The organism is Kitasatospora sp. NPDC091276 (genome assembly GCF_040684355.1).
Classification (GTDB): Bacteria; Actinomycetota; Actinomycetes; order Streptomycetales; family Streptomycetaceae; genus Kitasatospora.
In genome coordinates, this window is record NZ_JBFBFU010000023.1 from 82,772 (window position 1) to 104,451 (window position 21,680).

The 21,680-nt window shown below is 73.9% G+C and carries 15 protein-coding genes and 1 tRNA gene; 7 read left to right on the forward strand and 9 right to left on the reverse strand.

The window, feature by feature from the left end; all coding sequences use genetic code 11:
- The first annotated feature begins 70 nt into the window (after positions 1-70).
- From topA to AB0O19_RS26935, 7 genes are all read left to right on the forward strand, one after another.
- Complete coding sequence (topA, locus tag AB0O19_RS26905) at positions 71-2,938, forward strand: type I DNA topoisomerase (RefSeq protein ID WP_363623093.1); 2,868 nt, start codon at positions 71-73, stop codon at positions 2,936-2,938.
- Between the two features lie 236 nt (positions 2,939-3,174).
- Positions 3,175-6,705 (forward strand): dTMP kinase, encoded by a 3,531-nt coding sequence (gene tmk / locus AB0O19_RS26910; protein WP_363623095.1) that lies wholly within the window; start codon positions 3,175-3,177, stop codon positions 6,703-6,705.
- 226 nt (positions 6,706-6,931) lie between these two features.
- The gene (locus AB0O19_RS26915) at positions 6,932-8,143 is read left to right on the forward strand and encodes a DNA polymerase III subunit delta' (RefSeq protein WP_363623153.1); all 1,212 of its coding nucleotides are present in this window, start codon (positions 6,932-6,934) and stop codon (positions 8,141-8,143) included.
- 297 nt (positions 8,144-8,440) lie between these two features.
- On the forward strand, positions 8,441-9,574 hold the full coding sequence (locus tag AB0O19_RS26920) for a hypothetical protein (protein ID WP_363623097.1): 1,134 nt from the start codon (positions 8,441-8,443) through the stop codon (positions 9,572-9,574).
- Positions 9,575-9,714: 140 nt separating this feature from the next.
- The gene (locus AB0O19_RS26925; protein ID WP_363623099.1) at positions 9,715-11,388 is read left to right on the forward strand and encodes an alpha/beta hydrolase; all 1,674 of its coding nucleotides are present in this window, start codon (positions 9,715-9,717) and stop codon (positions 11,386-11,388) included.
- Positions 11,389-11,477: 89 nt separating this feature from the next.
- Positions 11,478-12,134 carry a leucine efflux protein LeuE gene (leuE, locus tag AB0O19_RS26930; protein WP_363623101.1) on the forward strand — a complete coding sequence of 219 codons (657 nt, stop codon included), beginning with the start codon at positions 11,478-11,480 and terminating at the stop codon, positions 12,132-12,134.
- Positions 12,135-12,216: 82 nt separating this feature from the next.
- Positions 12,217-12,290 (forward strand) — tRNA-Thr (locus AB0O19_RS26935).
- Positions 12,291-12,361: 71 nt separating this feature from the next.
- Here AB0O19_RS26935 and AB0O19_RS26940 read toward each other — a convergent pair.
- The 9 genes from AB0O19_RS26940 to AB0O19_RS26980 form a co-directional block, all read right to left on the reverse strand.
- The gene (locus tag AB0O19_RS26940; RefSeq protein WP_363623103.1) at positions 12,362-13,318 is read right to left on the reverse strand and encodes a TauD/TfdA family dioxygenase; all 957 of its coding nucleotides are present in this window, start codon (positions 13,316-13,318) and stop codon (positions 12,362-12,364) included.
- Positions 13,319-13,509: 191 nt separating this feature from the next.
- On the reverse strand, positions 13,510-14,280 hold the full coding sequence (locus tag AB0O19_RS26945; RefSeq protein ID WP_363623105.1) for a winged helix-turn-helix domain-containing protein: 771 nt from the start codon (positions 14,278-14,280) through the stop codon (positions 13,510-13,512).
- A 467-nt stretch (positions 14,281-14,747) separates the two neighbouring features.
- Positions 14,748-15,425: a response regulator transcription factor gene (locus tag AB0O19_RS26950; RefSeq protein WP_363623107.1), complete on the reverse strand. Its 678-nt coding sequence runs from the start codon at positions 15,423-15,425 to the stop codon at positions 14,748-14,750.
- Positions 15,422-16,675: a histidine kinase gene (locus tag AB0O19_RS26955; RefSeq protein WP_363623109.1), complete on the reverse strand. Its 1,254-nt coding sequence runs from the start codon at positions 16,673-16,675 to the stop codon at positions 15,422-15,424. Before AB0O19_RS26955 ends, AB0O19_RS26950 begins: the two co-directional genes overlap by 4 nt.
- 199 nt (positions 16,676-16,874) lie before the next feature.
- Complete coding sequence (locus AB0O19_RS26960) at positions 16,875-18,479, reverse strand: hypothetical protein (RefSeq protein ID WP_363623111.1); 1,605 nt, start codon at positions 18,477-18,479, stop codon at positions 16,875-16,877.
- Positions 18,479-19,375, reverse strand: coding sequence for an ABC transporter ATP-binding protein (locus tag AB0O19_RS26965; RefSeq protein WP_363623113.1), 897 nt, complete (start codon positions 19,373-19,375; stop codon positions 18,479-18,481). The genes AB0O19_RS26960 and AB0O19_RS26965 overlap by 1 nt, the downstream gene beginning before the upstream one ends.
- Positions 19,376-19,378: 3 nt before the next feature.
- Positions 19,379-20,143 carry a DUF4097 family beta strand repeat-containing protein gene (locus AB0O19_RS26970; RefSeq protein WP_363623115.1) on the reverse strand — a complete coding sequence of 255 codons (765 nt, stop codon included), beginning with the start codon at positions 20,141-20,143 and terminating at the stop codon, positions 19,379-19,381.
- Positions 20,144-20,406: 263 nt separating this feature from the next.
- The gene (locus AB0O19_RS26975; RefSeq protein ID WP_363623117.1) at positions 20,407-21,369 is read right to left on the reverse strand and encodes a TauD/TfdA family dioxygenase; all 963 of its coding nucleotides are present in this window, start codon (positions 21,367-21,369) and stop codon (positions 20,407-20,409) included.
- 43 nt (positions 21,370-21,412) lie between these two features.
- Positions 21,413-21,610: an MbtH family protein gene (locus AB0O19_RS26980; protein ID WP_363623119.1), complete on the reverse strand. Its 198-nt coding sequence runs from the start codon at positions 21,608-21,610 to the stop codon at positions 21,413-21,415.
- Between the last annotated feature and the right edge of the window lie 70 nt (positions 21,611-21,680).

Sequence of the window (21,680 nt, forward strand, 5' to 3'; positions counted from 1 at the left end):
GTCGGGCGGAGCGCAGCCCGTGCTGCCGGCGCCGACCAGCCCACATAAGGACCGGGAGAGAAGAGCGAAGGTGTCCCCGAGCAGCGAGACCGCGCACGGACAGCGACTCGTCATTGTCGAGTCGCCGGCCAAGGCGAAGACGATCAAGGGCTACCTGGGCCCCGGCTACATCGTCGAGGCGAGCGTCGGGCACATCCGCGACCTCCCCAGCACCGCGGCGGAGGTCCCGGACAAGTACACCGGCGAGGTGCGCCGCCTCGGGGTGGACGTCGACCACGACTTCGCCCCCATCTACGTGGTCAACGCGGACAAGAAGTCCCAGGTCAGCAAGTTGAAGTCGCTGCTCGCGGAGTCCGACGAGCTCTTCCTCGCCACCGATGAGGACCGCGAGGGCGAGGCCATCGCGTGGCACCTCCAGCAGGTGCTCAAGCCCAAGGTGCCGGTGCACCGGATGGTCTTCCACGAGATCACCAAGACGGCGATCCAGGAGGCGGTGGCCAACCCGCGCGAGCTCAACCAGCGCCTGGTCGACGCCCAGGAGACCCGCCGCATCCTCGACCGCCTCTACGGCTTCGAGGTCTCGCCGGTGCTGTGGAAGAAGGTCATGCCGAAGCTCTCGGCGGGCCGGGTGCAGTCCGTCGCGACCCGGCTGGTGGTCGAGCGCGAGCGCGAGCGGATCGCCTTCCGCACCGCCTCGTACTGGGACCTGGTCGGCACCTTCGGCACCGGCCGCACCCCGGCCGACGCGGCCAACCCGGAGACCCTCGGCGCCCGGCTCTCCTCGGTGGACGGCAAGCGGATCGCCACCGGCCGCGACTTCGGCTCGGACGGCCGGCTGAAGGCCGGCAGCGCCAACACGCTGCACCTGGACGAGCAGGCCGCCCGGCAGCTGGCCGCCGCCCTGGAGCAGACCGCGTTCAGCGTCCGCAGCGTCGAGTCCAAGCCCTACCGCCGCTCGCCGTACGCGCCGTTCCGCACCACCACGCTCCAGCAGGAGGCCAGCCGCAAGCTGGGCTTCGGCGCCAAGCGGACCATGCAGGTGGCCCAGAAGCTGTACGAGAACGGCTTCATCACCTATATGCGTACCGACTCCACCACGCTGTCGGAGACCGCGATCTCCGCCGCCCGCGCGCAGGTCACCCAGCTGTACGGCGCCGACTACCTGCCGGACGCCCCGCGCACCTACGCCAGCAAGGTCAAGAACGCGCAGGAGGCGCACGAGGCCGTCCGCCCCTCCGGCGACCGCTTCCGCACCCCCGCCGAGACCGGCCTGACCGGCGACGACTTCCGGCTCTACGAGCTGATCTGGATGCGCACCGTCGCCTCCCAGATGAAGGACGCGGTCGGCCAGTCGGTGACCGTCAAGGTCGGCGGCGCGTCCGCGGACGGCCGTGACGTCGAGTTCTCCGCCTCCGGCAAGATCATCACCTTCCACGGCTTCCTCAAGGCCTACGTCGAGGGCGCGGACGACCCGAACGCCGAGCTGGACGACCGCGAGCGCCGGCTGCCGCAGGTCGTCGAGGGCGACCCGCTGGCCGCCGAGCAGCTCACCCCCGAGGGCCACGCCACCAAGCCGCCGGCCCGCTACACCGAGGCCTCGCTGGTCAAGGAGCTGGAGGACCGGGAGATCGGTCGCCCCTCCACCTACGCGTCGATCATCGACACGATCATCCAGCGCCGGTACGTGTTCAAGAAGGGGACGGCGCTCGTCCCGTCCTTCCTCTCCTTCGCCGTGGTCAACCTCCTGGAGAAGCACTTCGGCCGGCTGGTCGACTACGACTTCACCGCCAAGATGGAGGACGACCTCGACCGGATCGCGGCCGGCGAGGCCAAGTCCGTGCCGTGGCTGAAGCGCTTCTACTTCGGCGAGGGCGACGGCCACGCGACCGGCGGCGCCGCCGAGGCCGGCAACGGCGACGGCGACCACCTGGGCGGCCTGAAGGAACTGGTCACCGACCTCGGCGCGATCGACGCCCGGGAGATCAGCTCGTTCCGGATCGGCGACGGCATCACCCTGCGGGTCGGCCGCTACGGCCCGTACGTCGAGCGTGCCTCCGACGTCGAGGGCGAGCCCGGCCAGCGCGCCGACATCCCCGACGACCTGCCGCCGGACGAGCTCACCGTCGAGCTGGCCGAGGAACTGCTGGCCAAGCCCAGCGGCGACTTCGAGCTCGGCCCGGACCCGGTCAGCGGCAACATGCTGGTCGCCAAGGACGGCCGTTACGGCCCCTACGTGACCGAGATCCTGCCCGAGGGCACGCCCAAGACCGGCAAGAACGCGGTCAAGCCGCGCACCGCCTCGCTGCTGAAGACGATGTCGCTGGACGCCGTCACCCTGGAGGACGCGCTGCGGCTGCTCTCGCTGCCGCGTGTGGTCGGCGCCGACGCCGAGGGCGTGGAGATCACCGCGCAGAACGGCCGCTACGGCCCGTACCTCAAGCGCGGCACCGACTCCCGCTCGCTCACCAGTGAGGAGCAGATGTTCACGGTCACCCTGGAGGAGGCCCTGGCCATCTACGCCCAGCCCAAGCAGCGCGGCCGGGCCGCCGCCGCCCCGCCGCTCAAGGAGCTGGGCACCGACCCGGTCAGCGAGCGCCCCGTCGTGGTCAAGGACGGCCGCTTCGGACCGTACGTGACCGACGGCGAGACCAACGCCACGCTCCGCAAGGACGACGAGGTCGAGACCATCACGCCGGAGCGCGGCTACGAGCTGCTCGCCGAGAAGCGGGCGCGCGGGCCGGTGAAGAAGACGGCGAAGAAGGCCCCGGCCAAGAAGACGACCGCCAAGAAGGCGACGGCGACCAAGACCGCGGCCACCAAGACCGCGACCGCGAAGAAGACCGCCGCCAAGAAGACCGCGACGAAGGCGACGGCGACGAAGGCGACCGCGGCCAAGAAGACCGCCGTCGGGAAGGCCGCGGCCACCGACGAGGGCTGATCTCCTCCGGATCCTCCGGCAGGGGCTCCGTCGGTGCCGCTGCCGGTGCCTTCGTCGGCGTCTCCGCCAGTGCCTGCCAGTGCCCGCCAGTGCTCACGGGCCCGCGACCCCACCCCGGGGACGCGGGCCCGAGGCCGGTCGGACGGTGTGCGCGGAACGTCACAACCCGGTGATGAGCGGGATCCGGAACCCCGTTCATCTCATTCCGGTCAACCTCAGCCCGCTACGCTGACCGTATGACGAGCGAGGAGCAGCCCACCCCCAGCGCCGCCCCGGCCGCCCGCGACGCCACGTCCGGGCTGCCCGAGGTCGCGCCAGCCGGGACCCCGGTCGACCGGGCTCGCGCGCTGCTGCGGACGCGCCCCTACCGGCGCCTGTGGACCACCCAGCTGATCGGCGGCACCGCCGACCGGCTCGGCCTGCTGGTGCTGCTCGCGCTCACCGTGATCGCCGTCGCCCTCGGCGGCCGGTTCGGCGACCTGCCGCGCAGCCTCGCCTTCGCCGTCACGGCGGTCCTCGCCCTCCGGCTGGCGGCCACCGGGCTGGTCGGCGTCGCGCTGCTCGGGCCGGTGCACCGGCTGGTCGCCGGCCGGCTGGACCGGCGCTGGACGCTGTTCGGCGCCGACGCGCTGTGCGCCCTGCTGATCGGCCTCGCACCCTGGTGGACCGTCTGGCTGGGCTCCGGCCCGAAGCCCTCCGGCGCCGCCGCCTACGTCCTGCTCGCCACGGTGTTCGTCACCGGTGCCGCCGAGCGGGTCCGGGGGATCGCCAAGGACGCCGCCGTCCCGGGCCTGCTGCCGCCCGCCGATCCGTACGCCCCCGCCGCCGAGCAGCGGCCCGCCGCCGCCCACCTGGACACCGTCCGGAGCCTCGACCGCTTCACCGGCTGGGCCACCCTGCCGCTCGCGGCCGCCGGCCTGGTCGCCCTCACCCTGCTGAACAACATCGGCGCGGCGCTCGGCTCGGACTGGCTCCGGGCCCACCAGCTCACCCTCGCCGCGCTCGGCGCGGCCAGCCTGTTCGCCGCCTCGGCCGCCCGCGACTACCTCCAGCAGCTGCCCGTCGGCCTGGTGGCCGTCGCCCCGCACTCGCCGCTGCAGGGCCTGCGCGCCCCCACCGACGCCACCCCCGGCCCCGCGCTGAGCAAGGGCCGAACCGGCAGCGCCCCGTACTTCACCTTCGCCGTCGCCGCCGGGTACGCCTCGATGGCCGGCGTCGCCGCGCTCGCGCTGCTCACCGCCGCCGAGCACCGGGCCGGGCCGATCGGCTACGGCCTGCTGGTCCTCGCCGCCACCGCGGCGCCCGCCCTCGGCTCCCGGCTCACCCGGGCCACGCTGCCCGCGCTCTCGCGCCGCCGCCTGCTCGCGCTGGCGCTGCTCACCGAGGGCGTGGCGCTGATCCTGGCCGGGCTGGTGCTGGACTTCGTCCTCGTCCTGGCCCTCACCGTGCTGGCCGGCCTCACCGCCGGGATCGTCGTCTCCGCCGGGCGCACCCTACTCGGCCAGGAGGTCGAGGAGGCCCGGCTGCCGAAGGTCACCGAGCACCTGTACGCGGTGCTGCGGGTCGTGGTCGGCGCCGCGCTGGTCGTCGTCCCGCTGATCGCCGCGGCGTACGGGGACGTCGAGTACGGCACGGTCGAGCCCGGCTCGTTCACCTTCATCCACGGCGGCGCGGCTCTCGCCGTCGCCACCTCGGGGCTGCTCACGCTCGTCCTCGCCGCCGTCGTCCTGCTGCGGACCGACGACCGGCGCGGCACCGCGCCCTTCGGCCGGGACCTGGTCGACGCGGTGCGCGGCGCCGTCGGCCCGGCCCCGCGCCAGGGCGCCGGCACCGGCTTCTTCATCGCCCTGGAGGGCGGCGACGGCGCAGGCAAGTCCACCCAGGCCCAGGCGCTCGCCGAGTGGATCCGCGGCAAGGGGCACGAGGTCGTGCTCACCCGCGAGCCCGGCGGCAGCCCGGTCGGCCAGCGGCTGCGCGGCCTCGTCCTGGACGTCGGCAACACCGGCCTGTCGCACCGCGCCGAGGCGCTGATCTACGCCGCCGACCGGGCCGAGCACGTCGAGAACGTCATCCGGCCGGCCCTCGCCCGCGGCGCCGTGGTGATCACCGACCGGTACATGGACTCCTCCATCGCCTACCAGGGCGCCGGGCGCGACCTGGCCGCCACCGAGGTCGCCAGGATCTCCCGCTGGGCGACCGGCGGGCTGCTGCCCGACCTGACCGTCGTCCTGGACGTCGACCCGACCAGGGCCCGGGAGCGCTTCACCGAGGCGCTCGACCGGCTGGAGTCCGAGCCCACCGAGTTCCACCAGCGGGTCCGGGCCGGCTTCCTCGCCCTCGCGGCCGCCGACCCGGCGCGCTACCTGGTCGTCGACGGCAGCCAGGCCCCCGGCTTCGTCACCACCGCGATCCGGCACCGGCTCGACCGCGAGCTGCCGCTCTCCGAGCAGGAGAAGGCCGCTCGCGCGGAGCAGGAGCGGCTCGCCCGCGAAGAGGCCGAGCGCCGCGCCGCCGAGGAGGCCCGCAAGAAGGCCGAGGCCGAGGCCGCCGAGCGCAAGCGGCAGGAAGTGCTGGCGCAGCTGCGGGCCGAACAGGCCGAGCAGGAGCGGCTGGCCAAGGAGGAGGCCGAGCGGGCCGCCGCCGAGGCCCGGCGCAAGGCCGAGGAGGAGGCCCGCCGCCGGGCGGAGGAGGAAGCCCGCCGCCGCGCCGAGGAGGAGGCCGAGCGGAAGGCCGAGGAGGACGCCCGGCTGGCGGCGGAGGCCGCCGAACGCAAGCGCCTCGCCGACGAGGCGGCCGCCCAGGCGGAGCTCCAGCGGCAGCGCGAACTCCAGCGCGAGGAGCAGCGCCGCCGGGCGGAGGAGGCGCTGCAGCGGGCCGAGGAGGCCCGGCTGGCGCAGGCCGCCGCGCTCGCGGCCGCGGCTGCGGCGGCGCAGACGGCGGCGGATCGGGCGGCGGCGGGTTCGGCGGGCCTGGCGGGTTCGGCCGGTCCGGCGGGTTCGGCGGGTTTGGCGGGTTCGGCCTCAGGCTCGGCTGCTGGTCAGGCTGCTGGTTCGGTTCCTGGGGATGCCGTGACCACCGAGCTGCGGGCCGTCCGGGACGTCCCGGGGGCGGGGTCCGTGGGCACTCCCGGGCCCGGTGGGACCGACGAGGCGACGCGGGAGCTGTCGCTGCGGGACAGCCGGGCGGCCGTCCGGGCGGCGGAGGCCGCCGACGAGACCGCCCAGTTGCCGGTCGTCCCGCCGACCGCCGTGGACGAGACGGCCGTGCTGCCGAAGATCACGGAGGAGGCGGACCGGACCGCTGTGCTGCCGCGGATCGAGCCGGGGCGTCCGGCGCCGGAGCGTCCTGTGCCGGAGCGTTCTGCCCCGGAGCGCCCGGCACCGGGCCGGGTGGAGCCGAGCCGTGCGGGGGCGGGTCGTACCGAGGCGGGCCGTACCGAGGACCGGGTGCCGCCGGGGCTGTGGCGCGAGGAGCCGGTGGACAGCACCCGCGAGCTGCCGGTGGTCGGCGACGAGCCGCAGCCCGCCGACGAGTCGCAGGCCACCGCCGAGCGACCCCGGCCGGAGTGGGCCGAGGAGACGCCGATGGACGACCTGCCGAGCCTCACCGACACCCTGCTCGGCTCGCGTGACGAGTGGGCGCGCTGGAATCACGGCGGCCCGGCCCCGCAGGGCCCGCGTGGCGGCCAGGACCGGCCCGCCCCCGGGGGCGACCAGGGCGAGGGCGGCGGCAAGGGCAAGGGCCGTCGCTGGGGCCGTCGGGGCTGACCTCGGGCTGCGGCGGTACGGACGACGGCAAGGACAGCGGTACGGACGACGGGCGGCGTCGTCGGGGTGGAGAGCCCCGGCGGCGCCGCCCGTCGCCTTCGGCGTCGGGGCGCCTCCTTCGGCGTCGGGCGCCCCGGAGGGCGCCGTGGCTGTCGGAGCGGACACGTATGCTCGACGGCGGGGAAGAGGCGCCGGGAGCGCTGCCGTACGGAGCTTGGGAGCAGCAGTGGCCGTCTGGGACGACCTGGTGGGCCAGGAGCGGGTGGTCGAGCAGCTGACCGCCGCCGCCCGGTCGGCCGGGGCGACGATCGCGGCCGGCCGCGGAGCCGGCCCGCAGCCGGGCGGGAACGCCTCCCTGATGACGCACGCCTGGCTGTTCACCGGCCCGCCCGGGGCCGGGCAGGTCACCGCTGCGCGCGCGTTCGCCGCGGCCCTCCAGTGCACCAGCCCGGACCTCGCGCTCGGCGGTACGCCCGGCTGCGGGTTCTGCGACGGCTGCCACACCGTGCTGGCCGGCAGCCACGCCGACGTCAAGTACGTCCGGACCGACGGCCTGTCCATCGGCGTCGGCGACATGCGCGAGCTCGTGCTGCGTGCCTCCAGCTACCCGACCGGCGGCCGCTGGTCGGTGATCCTGGTCGACGCCGCCCACCGGCTCACCGAGGCCGCCGCGAACGCGCTGCTCAAGGGCGTGGAGGAGCCCTCCCCGCGCACCGTCTGGCTGCTCTGCGCTCCCTCCGTCCAGGACGTGCTGCCGACCATCCGTTCGCGCTGCCGCCTGCTCGTCCTGCGCACGCCCGCCGCCGAGGCCGTCGCCGACATGCTGGTCCGCCGCGACGGCGTCGACCCGGAGACGGCCCGGCTGGCCGCGCTCGCCGGGCAGGGCGACGTCGGGCGCGCGCGCCGCCTCGCCGTCGACGACCAGGCCCGCACCCGCCGCGCCGAGGTGCTGCGGATCCCGCTGGAGGTCGCCGACATCGGCGGCTGCCTGGCCGCCGCCCAGCGCCTCGTCGACACCGCCAAGGCCGACGCCGAGGCGCTCGCCGAGACCCAGGACGCCAAGGAGACCGACGACCTGAAGGCCGCCTACGGCGCCACCGAGGGCAGCAAGGCGCCGCGCGGCATGGCCGGGGCGGTCAAGGAACTGGAGAAGCGGCAGAAGAGCCGGGCCACCCGCACCCGCCGGGAGACCCTCGGCGTCGCACTGCTCGACCTGCTCGGCTTCTACCGGGACGTGCTCGCGCTGCAGCTCGGCTCCAGCGGCACCCTCGCCAACGAGGACCAGCGGCAGGCCCTGAACCGGGTCGCGCAGGAGGGCCCGCCGGAGAGCACGCTGCGCCGGATCGAGGCGGTGCTCGCCTGTCGGCAGGCGCTGGACCGCAACGTGGATCCGCTGCTCGCCGTCGAGGCGATGACGGTGGCGCTGCGCGCGGGCTGAGCTGAACCGCGCTGCCGCGCTGCCGCGCTGCCGGGCCGTCGGGCCGTCGGGCCGCCGGGCCGTTCGGGGTGGGCCCGTCGGGCTGAACGCCCGGCGTAGGACCGGCGTAGGCCTCCCGGAGCCGTCCCGTTGTCCCACCTTCGAGTGAATGATCGATACGCGCCGGGCACACCCGCGTGTGACCGTCCGCCCGTTGTGCACGCTGGGGGCCGACTGTGCCCCGGTGCCGGGGCCGTCGCCCCCGTACGGCACCGGGTCCCGTCCGGCGCCGGCCCTCCTCCCGAGGCGGTGCGTCCCATGGTTCGTTCGCTCCTCGTCATCCCTCTGCTGATGGCCGCGCTGGGCGGGATCTGGCTGGCCCGCGGCGCGCTCCAGCGCTGGCGCGACCTGCGCGCCGCCGCGACCTACGAACTGGCCGGTGAACGTTGGCCGATGCTGGTGCGGGCGGCCGGAGCGATGATCTGCGGGGTCTGCGTCACCGCGTTGACGCTGCTCACGGCGCTCGGGGCGTTCGGCGGCCTGGCCCCCCGCGGCCAGGAATCGGACCGGGCCGAGCCGGTGGTCGACGCGGCGGGTACGGGCCAGGGCGGGGGACCGGCGGTCCGGCAGCAGCCGGCGCCGCCCGTCGTGGCGGAGCCGGCCGCGGCCTCCGCCGCCCCGTCGGCCGCCGTGAGCCACTTCGACGGTGTCGGCCAGCCGGGCGGCGGCGAGCTGCTGCAGTCCGCCGTGCCCGGTCCGGACGGGCAGCCGCGCACCGTCCGGGTCTGGCTCCCGCCGCAGTACGCCAAGGAGCCGAACGCGCGCTTCCCCGTCGTCGTGATGCAGGCGGCCACCCCGCGCAAGACCGCCGACGCCGAGGTCCCGGACGTCTTCGAGGGCCTCACCGCGGCCCTGCAGACCGGCCGCGCCCGCCCCTTCATCCTGGTCGCCCCCGAGGCGCCGAACGGCACCGCGCACCCCTGCGACCTGGTCGCCGCCGCGCCGGCCGCCGTCGCCGACGACGAGACGCTGCGCGCCGCCATCGCCGCCTCGTTCCGCATCCTGGCGCCCGGCCCGGCCTCCTGGGGCACCCTCGGCGTCGAGGGCGGTGCGCCGTGCGCCGCCGCCGCCGGGCTGTCCCGCCCCGACCTGTACGGCGCCGCCGCCGCGGTGTCCGGCCGCTACGACGCCGCCGCGCTCACCCAGGCCGGAGCCGAGGCCCCGGCCGGCAGCGCGGCGAAGCTCCTGCTGGCCGCCGCCAAGGCCGACACGGCCGGGCTGGACGCGGCCCGCAAGCTCCAGGCCGCGCTCACGGCCGGGGCCGGACCGGCGGCCAAGGCCGAGGTGAAGATCTCCGACAACGTGCAGGACTACACCCCCGACCGGGAGCGGATGCGGCTCGTCCGGCAGGCGGCGCAGTACCTGGCCGACGCGCTGGCCAAGGCGTCCTGAGTCGCCGTCCCGGACGGGGCGTCGCCGCCCGGTGCCCGTGGCGGGTGCCGGGCGGCGTGCTGTGGTGCAATGCGAGTCGGGTCGCCGGGCGACGACCCTGGGTGACGATCGAGAGGGCTCGGATGATCGCGAGGGGTCGGATGAGGGCCACCGGGCGGGTACTGGCGGCGGCGCTCGCCGTCGGGCTGCTGGCGGGCGGGTGCGGTGCGGGTTCGTCGGGTTCCTCGGGTTCGTCTGGTTCGACGAGCTCGTCGGGTTCCTCGGGTTCCTCGGGTTCAGCGGGTTCAGCGGGTTCGTCCGGGGCGGGGGGCGCCGGGCCGTCCAGCCCGGCCGCGCCCGGGGTCACGCCGCTGGAGCCGCTGCCCGCCGCCGTCCCGGCCGGGCTGGCCCCGTACTACGCGCAGCGGCTCGACTGGCAGCCGTGCGACGGCGGATTCGAGTGCACCGCCTTCCGGGTGCCGCTGGACTACGACCGCCCCGGCGACGGTGACCTCACCCTGGTGGCGGCCCGCGCCACCGCCGTCCCGGCGAGCTCGGGCTCGGGCTCCGAGGAGGGGGCCGGGGGAGGCCGGCTCGGCTCGCTGCTGCTCAACCCCGGCGGGCCCGGCGGCTCGGCGGTCGAGTACCTGGAGGCCACCGCGCGGACGTACGACAGCGGCGTGCGCGCCCGGTACGACCTGGTCGGCCTCGACCCGCGCGGGGTCGGCCGCAGCAACCCGGTCACCTGCCTGAGCGGCGACCGGATGGACGCCTACACCGCCGTCGACCTCACCCCCGGCGACCAGCACGGAATCGACGCCCTGGTCGCCGCCGACAAGGAGTTCGCCGAGGGCTGCCGCCAGCGCGCCGGGGCGGCGCTCGGCCACCTCGGCACCGTCGAGGCCGCCCGCGACATGGACGTGCTGCGCGCCCTGCTCGGCGACGAGCGGCTGAACTACGTCGGCAAGTCCTACGGCACCTTCCTCGGCGCCACCTACGCCGGGCTCTTCCCCGGCCGGGTCGGGCGGCTGGTGCTGGACGGCGCGGTGGACCCGTCGCTCGACTCGGTCACCGGCAACCGCACCCAGGCCGGCGGCTTCGAGACGGCCTGGGCCGCCTTCGCCAAGGACTGCGCCAAGCACGAGGACTGCCCGCTCGGCCGCACCGAACAGCAGATCGGCGAGCAGCTCACCGCCCTGCTCGCCACCGTCCAGGCCAACCCGCTGCCCAGCACCGACCACGGCCGGCGACTCACCGAGGCCCAGGCGGCCACCGGCGTCATCCAGGCCATGTACGCCGACTTCCTCTGGCCCAAACTGCGCACCGCGCTCACCGACGCCAAGGCCGGCGACGGCACCAGCCTGCTGAGGCTCTCCGACTCCTACTACGGGCGCGAGGCGGACGGCTCGTACCCCAACCTGATGTTCGCCAACACGGCGGTGAACTGCCTCGACCTGCCCGCCCCGTTCGCCGGGCCGGAGGACGTCCAGCGCGCCGTGCCGGACTTCGAACAGGCCTCGCCGCACTTCGGCCGCGACATGGCGTGGATGGCGCTGGCCTGCACCTACTGGCCGGTCCGGGCCACCGGCACGGCGCACACCATCCGGGCCGCCGGCGCCGCCCCCATCGTCGTCGTCGGCACCACCCGCGACCCGGCCACCCCGTACGCGTGGGCCCAGGCGCTGGCCGGGCAACTGGAGTCCGGACGCCTGCTCACCTACGACGGGGACGGCCACACCGCGTACGCGCACCACGACGCCTGCGTGGACGGCGCGGTCAACCGCTACCTGCTGGCGGGCGAGGCACCGGAGCCGGGCGCGCGCTGCACCCGGTAGGCGGGATGGTTTCCGCTTCAACCGACCGCCGGTGCGACGTTACGATGAGCGCCCCCCGCCCTCATCCCCTCCCCTCCCCGGAGCGCACCGTGCTCGGAGTCAACGACCTGGCGACGTACGTCCTCGGCGCCCTCGTCATCGTCCTACTGCCCGGCCCCAACTCCCTGTACGTGCTGTCCGTCGCCGCCCGCAAGGGCATCCGGACCGGCTACCAGGCCGCCGCCGGCGTCTTCGTCGGCGACCTCACCCTGATCAGCCTCACCTCGCTGGGCGCCGCCTCCCTCCTCAAGGCCAACCCGGCCGTCTTCGCCGTGGTCAAGCTCGGCGGCGCCGCCTACCTGCTCTGGATCGGCTACGGCATGCTCCGCGCCGCCCGCCAGCTCTGGCGCGAACGCCGGACCGCCGACAACCCCGCCGCCACCGCCGAACCGGCCGCCGAACCCGTCGAGCGCCCGTTCCGCCGCGCCCTGGTGATCAGCCTGCTGAACCCGAAGGCGATCCTCTTCCTGCTCTCCTTCTTCACCCAGTTCGTCGACCCGGCCTACGGACAGCCGGCCCTCTCCTTCGGCCTGCTCGGCGGCATCCTGCAGACCTTCAGCGTGCTCTACCTCTCCCTGCTGATCTTCGCCGGCACCACCCTCGCCACCGCCTTCCGCCGCCGCCGTCGCCTCTCCGCCACCCTCACCAGCGGCGTCGCCGTCCTCTTCGCCGGCTTCGCCGCCAAACTCGCCGTCTCCTCCGCCTGACCCCCACCCCCGCCAACCGGGTGTGGATCACCCGCGAAACCTGTGTAGACTGGCCCGCGTTGCCACCACGCGTGACAACGGCGCCGCCTTAGCTCAGCTGGCCAGAGCAACGCACTCGTAATGCGTAGGTCGCGGGTTCGAATCCCGCAGGCGGCTCTGTAGAAGCCCCAGGACTCACTCGCCGTGACCTGGGGCTTTTGCGTGCGTGGGGTGGCGTGGGGCGGGGATCAGGGGGCGGGCCAGTCGGCCCAGGTGGCGGAGGTCATGGTGACCAGGACGGTGCGGTCGCCCTTGTAGGGGGCTCGGCCGTGGCTGGCGAGGATGTTGTCGACGACCATGACGTCGCCCTGTGTCCAGTCGGGGGCGAGGGTGGTGCGGTCGAAGGCGGCGTGGATCTCGGCCAGGGTGTCGGCGTCGATGGGGCTGCCGTCGCCGAAGTAGGCGTTGCGCGGCAGGTTCTGCTCGGGGAAGACGGCGAGGAGGGCCTCGGTGGTCTTCGCGGGCAGTGAGCCGATGTGGAAGAGGTGGGCCTGGTTGAACCAGACGGTCTCGCCGGTCACCGGGTGCCGGGTGAGCGCCGGGCGGACCTGGCTGGTGCGCAGCAGGTCGCCCTCCCACTCCCAGGCGATGCCGTTGTCGCGGCAGTAGGCCTCGATGTGCCCGCGGTCCTCGGTCTGGAAGGCCTCCTGCCAGGAGAGGCCGATGCCGTCGTGGTAGGCACGGGTGTAGCGCACGCCGAGGGCGGAGAACTTCTCGACCAGCTCGGCCGGGAGCTCGGTGAGGACGGTGCGGCTGTCCGCGACCGGGGTCTGGCCGCCGGTGCTCGGGGTGCGGGTGGCGAGGAAGAAGAGGTGGTCCGGCCAGCGCGAGGAGTAGGAGCTCTCGTTGTGCTGGGGGATGCGCTGGTCGGCCGGGTACTCGGTGGAGGTGTAGACGCTGCCGGCGACCCGCGAGCGCGGGGTGGAGCGCTCGGTGTACTCCAGGGCGCCGCCGCCGAGGACGGCGGCCACGTCGGCCAGCTCGTCGGTGGAGGCGACCGCGGCGCCGATGAGCCTCAGCGAGCCGTGGCGCAGGGTCAGCCGGCGTAGTTCGGGGCGGTGGGCGAGCAGCCACTCGCCGCGCTCCGTCCGGTCGGGAACGGTGGCGACGGGCTGCACCGTCCCGCTCTCTTCGAGGAAGGACACTTCAAGGTCCGTACGCGATCTCGTCACGGCGGCTTCACCTCGTCTGTGCGGTGGTGTCGGGGATCGGGAACGCTGTCATCTTCGCCGCGTGGCCGCTGCCGGGGACAGGCGATTAAGAGAGGCCCGAAAACGTCTGGCGAACGCGGGGCCGGGGCCGCGGTGGGGCCGCGGACCCGGCGGTGGGCCGAGGGCTACCGGCCGGCCAGGACGGACCGGCCGTGGGGCGCGTTCCGGTGCGGCGCCGTGCCCGGGGGGTGGGCCAGGAGACGGGTGCCGCCGTTCAGCAGGGAACGGCCCAGGGGAGTCACGGTGTGCAGGACGAGGTTGCGGGTGCGACGGGTGGCGATCAGGCCGGCCGCCCGCAGGACCGAGGTGTGCTGGCTGACGGCGGCGTTGGAGACGCCGACGCGGTCGGCGAGTTCGCCGTTGGTGCTGCCGTTGAGCAGGGCCTCCAGCAGGGCGGCCCGGGTCCTGCCGACGAGGCTGGCGAGGGCCTCGCCCTGGGCGGGGTCGAGCGGCCGCTCGGCCTCACGGGTGCCGAGCACGGCGTCCCCGCGGGAGTCCGGGCGTATCGGGAAGACCAGGGCCGGGGCCGGTTCGGCCTTGACCACGGTGGCGTGCGGCGGGACCACGGCGGGCGCGGTCAGGAACAGCGACGGCGTGATGAGCAGGCCGCGGCCGCTGAGCTCGATGGTCTCGTCCCGGTCGTCCTCGACCTCCAGAACCGGTGCCCGCCAGTGGACGCGCGGGTGCAGGGCCTGGAGCAGCGTCTCAACTCCGGAGGCGCTCATGATCTGCCGGTAGGCGTCGGTGTCGCGGACCAGCCGGGCGTGGATGGCCTGCCAGTACGGGAGGACGGCGATCGTGCCGAACTCCTGGACCAGGCCGTCCGGTCCGGAGGAGAGGTCCTCACCGGTGGTTCGTTCCGGAAGCCGCGGTAACGGGTCGGACGGATCGTCCACCTGCGGTGGCGGAGCGCCGAGCAGATCCCAGATGGTCCGTCCGGAAAGGTCGAAGCGGTGTATCAGACGCTGGAGCTCTTCTCGGCTCCGTACGCTGTTGGTGACTGTCTGATGCCATCTTCGGAAGTAACCACCCGAGTTCTTCGACCAGTTGTCCAAGGCGAACGCCGCCTCGGCCTCGGCTGTCGGTGGTCCGGCGACCCGGACGCGGACGAGGTCCTCCATGGAAAAGACGATGCGGCTCACGAACGTGTTCCCCTTCCCCCGAAGAGAACTCGGCCACGCGGACGTTCGGCCGAAGTTCCCCCTCATTCGACTGGGGGCAATCATCGCCGTTCGCCGGCGTGCCGGGGTATCCCCCGTTCGGGAGATCCGCAGGATCGGGCCAGGGGGTCGCACTCGGTGACAGGAAGGGTGGGGGCGGTGGAGGTGCGGCGAACAGAGGGTGTTCTACCTGGGTGTCGTCCCTATCCCTCACCCCGCTGCATGGTGCCGCCCTCCCAGGCCCAGGCGGCGATCTCGACCCGGTTGCGAACCTTCAACTTCGTCTGGACGCTGGCCAGATGGGACTTGACGGTGGAGAGGGAGATGGCCAGCGTCTCGCCGATCTCCTGGTTGGTGCGGCCGCGGGCGACCAGCCGTGCCACGTCCAGTTCCCGGTCGGTCAGGACGGTCGGGGAGAGCGTCGTCGCGGCGGCCTGGGCCGCCCCGGGCCCGGCGGCGGAGAGCCGCTTGAGCAGCCGCACGGTGACGGCGGGGGAGACCATCGCGTCGCCGGCGGCGACCGCGCGGACCGCCTCGATCAGCAGGGTCGATCCGCTGTCCTTGAGCAGGAAGCCCTGGGCGCCGCCGCGCAGCGCGCCGTAGACGTACTCGTCCAGGTCGAAGGTGGTGACCACGACCACCCGCAGCGGGTCGCTCACCCCGGGGCCGGCCAGCAGCCGGGTGACCTGCAGGCCGTTCAGCCGGGGCATGCTGATGTCGACCAGGCAGACGTCGGGCCTCAGCCGGCGGGCGAGTTCGACGCAGGTGGCGCCGTCGGCGGCCTCGCCGAGCACCTCGATGTCGGGCTGGCTGTCGAGGATCAGCCGGAAGCCGGTGCGGACCATGTCCTGGTCGTCCGCGATGAGCACCTTGATGGTCATGCCGGCATCCTCCGAGTGCTGGGGTCCGTGTTCCTCACGGGGAGCAGGGCCGTCAGCTCCCATCCTCCCGCATCGTCCGGGCGCTCGGTGAGCGTTCCTCCGACCGCCCGGACGCGCTCCTGGAGCCCGAGGAGGCCTAGGTCCTGCTGTCCGAGGTGGGGGACACGCAGACCCTTGCGGGCCGTTCCCCCGCGCGGCGGTCCGCTGCGTACGGTGGCCTCCAGGGTGGACGGGCCGAGGCCTATCCGTACGGTGACCCCGGTGGCGTCCGGGGCGTGCCGGCGCACGTTGCTCAGGCCCTCGGTGATCACCCGGTGCGCGGTGGTGGCGATCTCGGGGGCGAGCCGGGCGGTGAGCGCGGCCTCGTCCAGTTGCAGGTCCACCGAGGCGCCGCCCCGGCGGAAGGACTCCACCATGACGGGTATGTGCGCGATGCCCTGCCCCGAGAGCGGCGAGGCGGCGGCCAGGTCGGTGCCCTCCCGCAACATGGCGACCAACTGCCGCATCGACTCCAGGGATTCGCTGCCGGCCTGCTCGATGTCGTCGAAGATCGGGACGACTTCCTGCGGCGCGGTCTGCCAGATCGCCCGGCCGGCCTGAGCCAGCACGATGATGCCGGTGACGTGGTGGGCGACGAAGTCGTTGAGGTCGTTGGCGAGGTCGATCAGTTCGTCGCGGCGAACCTGTTCCACGGCCCGGAGCCGGCGGGTGTCGGCCGCGCGCAGGTAGCAGCCGAGGGCGATCGCGACGCCGGCGACGATGGCCAGCAGCACGACGGTCAGCACCGTCCCGGAGGCGCTGCGGGACACCCGTGCGGCCAGCCCCAGCAGGGCGATCACCAGGGCGGCGCAGGTGCCGAGGACGGCGGCGCGGGCGCGGATGTGCCGGGCGGTGGTGATCAGCAGGAGGCTGAGCGCGAGCAGCTCCATCAGCCCGGGGGAGTCCTGCTCGGTGCCGCGGACGAAGCCCACGGCGGACCAGACCAGCGACCAGAGCGCGGCCGCCCCGGCGCGCAGCTCGGGCCGGCCGCGCGGGCCGAACAGCACCAGGGCGGCCGGGACCAGCCCGGCGAGCGGCAGCAGTGGTCCGGCGGTGTCCAGACTCATGGCCAGGTCCAGCAGCCACAGCACGCCGAACCCGACCGCCAGGGCGGCCCGGGCGGCGCGCGGCAGGGTGGACACCGGCGTCGCCGGGGACGCCTCGTCCGGGGCCGGTTGGGCGAGGAGGTCTCGGAGGCTGGGGAGCCGCACGGGCCGGCCTTTCGGGTCGGTGGAGTCGGACGGTCGATCAGGGAACGGGAGGCCGGAAGGTCGCGGGGGAGCGGGTAGGCCGGGCGGTCGGTGCCGTCGGCTGGACGGGGACGGGTCGGAGCGGCGCCCGGACGGGGGTGCCGGGCGCCGCTCGGGCCTGGGGCCGGGGCTGGCCGGGCCTGTCCCGGAGGGCGGTGGTTCAGCGGTTGGCGCGCCGTACGGAGTCCACGCCGAGAGCCAGGGCGGCCAGTAGCACCGCGGCGGCGGCCACCGCGGCCGTGCCCGGGCCCTTGCCCTCCGCCACGCCGAGGAAGTCGACCTCGGGGATGCGGTTGAACATCGCGTACCAGAGCAGCGGGTAGAGCGCCTGGAACAGCCGGGGACCGCGGCTGACGATCCCGCAGAGCATCGCCAGGGCGGGCACCACCAGGGCGCCGACCAGGGCGGCGACCGCCGCGCCGGTGTCGCCGGAGGCGATCAGCCGGACGATCGGCACCGCGGTGACGGCCAGCGCCACGGCGATCCCGGCGAGCAGTCCTGCCAGCAGCCGGCGGCCTGCGGCCGGGCAGGCGGCGAGCAGGTCGTCGATGCTCCCGGCGCCGGCGTGGTTGCCCATCCGGGACCAGATGAGCACCGGCCAGAGCACGGTGAGCGGCAGCACCGGGTGGAGGACGTTCCCGCTCGGGACGAACGCGGCGAGCACGGCCAGGGCCAGCGTGCCCAGCCACCACCAGCGCATGCCCTGGAGCAGGACGCGCACCTCGCCGACCAGTGTGGGCAGGAAGGACGAGCCCATCCGGGGCGGCGTCAACAGGGACGGGTCGAGGCCGAAGGAGGTGCCCGCGCCGGCGGCCGGCTCCTCGGCGTGGTCGGCGTGCTCGGCACCGGTCCGGTCGGCCGCGCCCTTGGCGCCCGTGACCAGCGCGCCGACCGCGCCGATGGCGGCGGACGGGTCGAAGCGGCGGAACCAGAGCACCGACAGCAGCGCGGCCACCAGCGAACCGGCCACCAACAGCGCGGCGTTGGCCAGCAGGCCGCCGCCCAGATCGCCGAGACCGAGGCCCTGCCAGTCGAAGGTGACCGGGGTCTTGTCGTCGGAGGTGAGGCCGACGCCGAAGCGCACCGCCTCGGCCGGGTGCCCGGCCGCCGAGATCGCCCGGCGCATCGACTCGCTGATCCGTTCCATGCTCAGCAGGTCGTACGCGCCGGAGGCCTGGGAGGCCATGATGCCGACCAGCCAGACCACGAACCAGATCAGCGCGCCGACGCCGCCGCGCAGGCCCGGCAGGGTGTCGAAGAGCACCGCGCAGGCCGCGACGAGGGCCAGCAGCGGGAGCGTGATCAGGACGAAGGGCAGCAGCAGGCGCACGACGTCGACGTGGTACGACTCGCCCTTGACCAGCTGCACGCCGAACGCGGTCACCGCGAGGGCGAGCAGCATCGAGCCGAGCACCAGCAGGTTGCTGCAGAACTTGCCGAACAGGTACGAGGGGCGGGTCATCGGCGTGGCCGCGAGGATCTGGCCGACGCCGTTGCGCTCGTCCTTGGGGACGGTGCCGCGGGTGATGTTGAAGCCGGCCAGCGCCAACCAGACAGCGCCGCCGAGCGCGGTGACGGTGCCGACGTAGCCGCTGGTGTACAGGCCCCGGTAGCCGCTGATCTGGAAGACCTGCCAGGTCGAGGAGCCGACCGGGGCGGCCAGCAGGCCCAGGGCGAGCGTGCCGAGCAGGACCACCAGGTAGGCGGGACGGCGTCGGCGCTCCCGGAAGTCGGCGAGGGCGAGCGCGGTGACGGTGCCCGCCATCAGCGCACCACCGCCTGCGGGACGGCCGGAGCCGGGGCGGAGGTCAGCAGCAGGTAGGCGTCGTCGAGCCCCGGCGGGACCGGCTCGGCGTGCTGGGCGGGCGCGTGCGGGGAGATCACCCGGGCGCGAACGCCCTGCGGGGTGCGGGTGGTGCCGCCGAGGACGAACCGCGAGCGCAGGGCCGGGATCTGGTCGGAGGCCACGGTGAGCTCCCAGACCGAGCCCTCGGCGAGCCGCAGGAGCTCCTCCGGGGTGCCGTGGTGGATCAGCCGGCCCTTGCCCATGATGGCGATCCGGTCGGCGGTGGCCGCCACGTCGGAGACGATGTGGGTGGAGAGGATCACGATCCGCTCGGAGCCGAGGCCGGTGAGCAGGTTGCTGAACCGCATCCGCTCCTCCGGGTCGAGGCCGACGGTCGGCTCGTCGACGATCAGCAGCTGGGGGTCGTTGAGCAGCGCCTGGGCGATGCCGACCCGCTGGCGCATGCCTCCGGACATCGAACCGAGCCGCTGCTTGGCGGCTCCGGAGAGGTTGACCAGGTCGAGCAGCTCGGTGATCCGGGCGTTCGCGGAACGGCCCTGCAGCCCCTTGGCCGAGGCCAGGTAGGAGAGGAACTCGCGGGCGGTCAGCTGCGGGTAGACGCCGAAGTCCTGTGGCAGGTAGCCGATGGTGCGGCGCAGCGGGCCGGGGTTCTCGGCGATGTCGGTGCCGTTCCAGAACACCCGGCCGGAGGTCGGCTTGGTGACGGTGGCCAGGATTCGCATCAGGCTGGACTTGCCGGCGCCGTTGGAGCCGAGCAGGCCGAGCACACCGGGGCGCAGGGTCAGCGAGAAGGAGTCCACCGCGCGCTTGCCGCCGCGGTACTCCTTGGTCAGATCGGTGATCTGGAGTTCCATCGCTCAGTCCTTCGTGTTGACGCGGACGACACCGACCTTGGAGGCGACGGTGATGGCGTGGGCGGAGTTCGGGTCCTCGCCGACCTCCACGTGGGGGTTGGACGAGCCGGCCTTGGCCTCGACGTGGTAGCGGGTGCCGTCCTCGGGGACCCGCACGGTGATGCTGCCGGTGTCGGACTCGGCCTTGACCTTGTCGGGCGCCTTGACGAAGGTCAGCTTCACGCTGCCGTTCTCGTTGGCGACGTCCACGTCGGCGGAGGAGAGGCCGCTCGCGTCGACCTTGCCCTTGTCGGTGCGGACGGTGAGCGGCGCGGCGAGGCCGTCGAGGTCCACCGAGCCCTGCTCGGTCTTCACGTCGAGCTTGCCGTCGATGCCCTTGGCGGTGATGCCGGCCGATCCGCTGCCCTGGACGGTCACGGCCACGCCCTTGGGGACGTGCACGGTGTACTGGGCCTTGCAGTTGAGGACGATGCCGCTGCACTTGCCGGACAGCTTGAGGGTCTCGCCCTCCAGCGTCCAGGCGGCGTTGCCGTCCTTCGCGGCCTGGCCGGCGAGCCTGCGGTCGGCCCTGAGGGTGGTGCCGTCGGCGGGCACCAGGGTCACATCCTTGTCGGTGTCCACGGTGAGGTGCGTGTCCTGGAAGCCGAAGTCCTTGGAATCGTTGCGGGGTTGGGCGTCCAGGTCGTCGCTCACACCGCAGCCCGTGAGTGCGATGGCCAGTGCGGAGATCGGGGCCACCCAGGCCAGCTTGGCGGTCGACATTTTCATACCCGTCATGCTCCCGGCGGGGCCGGGGCGGCGACATCCGCCTTTCGGGAGAGATCGGCGGGGCGTCTCGTTCCTTTGGCCGAGGACGCGCTCTCGTTCTTTCGGCCGGGGCGGCACGGATGAACGGACGGGGGTGGACCGGGGGTTCACTATACGAATTCCCCGGGGAAAGAGCGCCCGCCCGGCACGGGCCGGTGAAGGCGTGCCGGGCGGGCGGGGAAGGGGTGTTCGGAAGTGGTTGTCGCGGGCCGTCGGCTCCGACCTCAGATCAGCACGGTCCGCTTTCCGGTGACGGCGCTGATTCGCCGGGCGTCGCGGGTGAGATTGACCCGCTTGAGCCAGCGGTCGGTGCCGTCGAAGCGGCAGCGGAAGGACTCCCGGCCGTGCACCACCCGGAAGTTGTCGACGAAGACCAGGTCGCCGGGGGCGAGCGAGATCCGTTCCACGTGCTCGCCGAGGACGGCCTGGACGGTCTCCACGGCTGCGGCGGCCGCGTCGTCGCCGGGCAGCGGGCGCATGAAGTCGATGTCGAAGCGCAGGTAGGGGGCGTTCGGGGGGCCGAACAGCACGGCGCCGAGCTGCGAGCCGTCGCCGGCGCTGTCGGGCAGCGAGCCGAGGTTGTGGGAGTCGTCCGGGAGGAACAGGAAGCGCTCCTGGAACAGCACCTCGCGGACGTCCTGGGGCAGGTCGAGTGCCTCGGCGCGGACGTAGGTGGTGCCCACCTGGGTGGGGTTGCGCAGGCACAGCAGGGCCACGTAGTCGCTGCGGCAGGGGTGGAAGACGTCCTCGGTGTGGAAGTTGAGTTCCCTGGTGCTGCTGGCGCTGGTCAGCGAGTTGTCGTCCTCGGGGGTGGGGCAGACGTCGTGGACCAGCCGGCCGGCCTGCTGGCTGGTCCAGCCGAACGGCTCGGCGAGCCCGGCGCCGACCAGGGCCAGCACGCCTTCCTCGTGCCAGCCCGCGCCGAGCTTGGCGGCCGGTTCCCAGCCGAGCGGGGTGGGCTCCAGGTCGGCCCGGACCGGAAGGTTGGAGACCACGGTGATGGCCTCCCCGCCGGTGCGGGTCGCGGCGAGGAAGGTCCGCAGCCGCTCCGGCAGCCGCTGGGCGGCGCCGGTGGCAGCCGCGGACATCCGCGAGGGGTCCTGGTCGCCGTTCAGGGACTCCAGGAATTCATCGGCGAGAACCGCGATCTCGTCGCGCTCTTCATCGTGCAACCGCAGCGTGGACACCGCTTTCCTTTCTTTCGCGTCGGTGCGCCCTGAGGGTTTCCGGTCAGGACGCGGTGGAGCGTGGGCGGAGATCGTTCCAGTTGCTCTCGATGTAATGCAGGCAGTCCTCCCTGGAGTCCGGTCCGTACGTCGACGACCAACCGTCTGGAACGTCGAGGAAATCCGGCCAGAGGCTGTGCTGGTTCGCCTGGTTGACCAAAACCCGGAAGGTGCCGTCGGCATTCTCGAACGGGTTTCCCATTCGTCTCTCCCTGAACTGGTGTGGGGCCGGCACTGGCACCGCTCATGCTGGGAAGAGGTTCGGCGTGCTG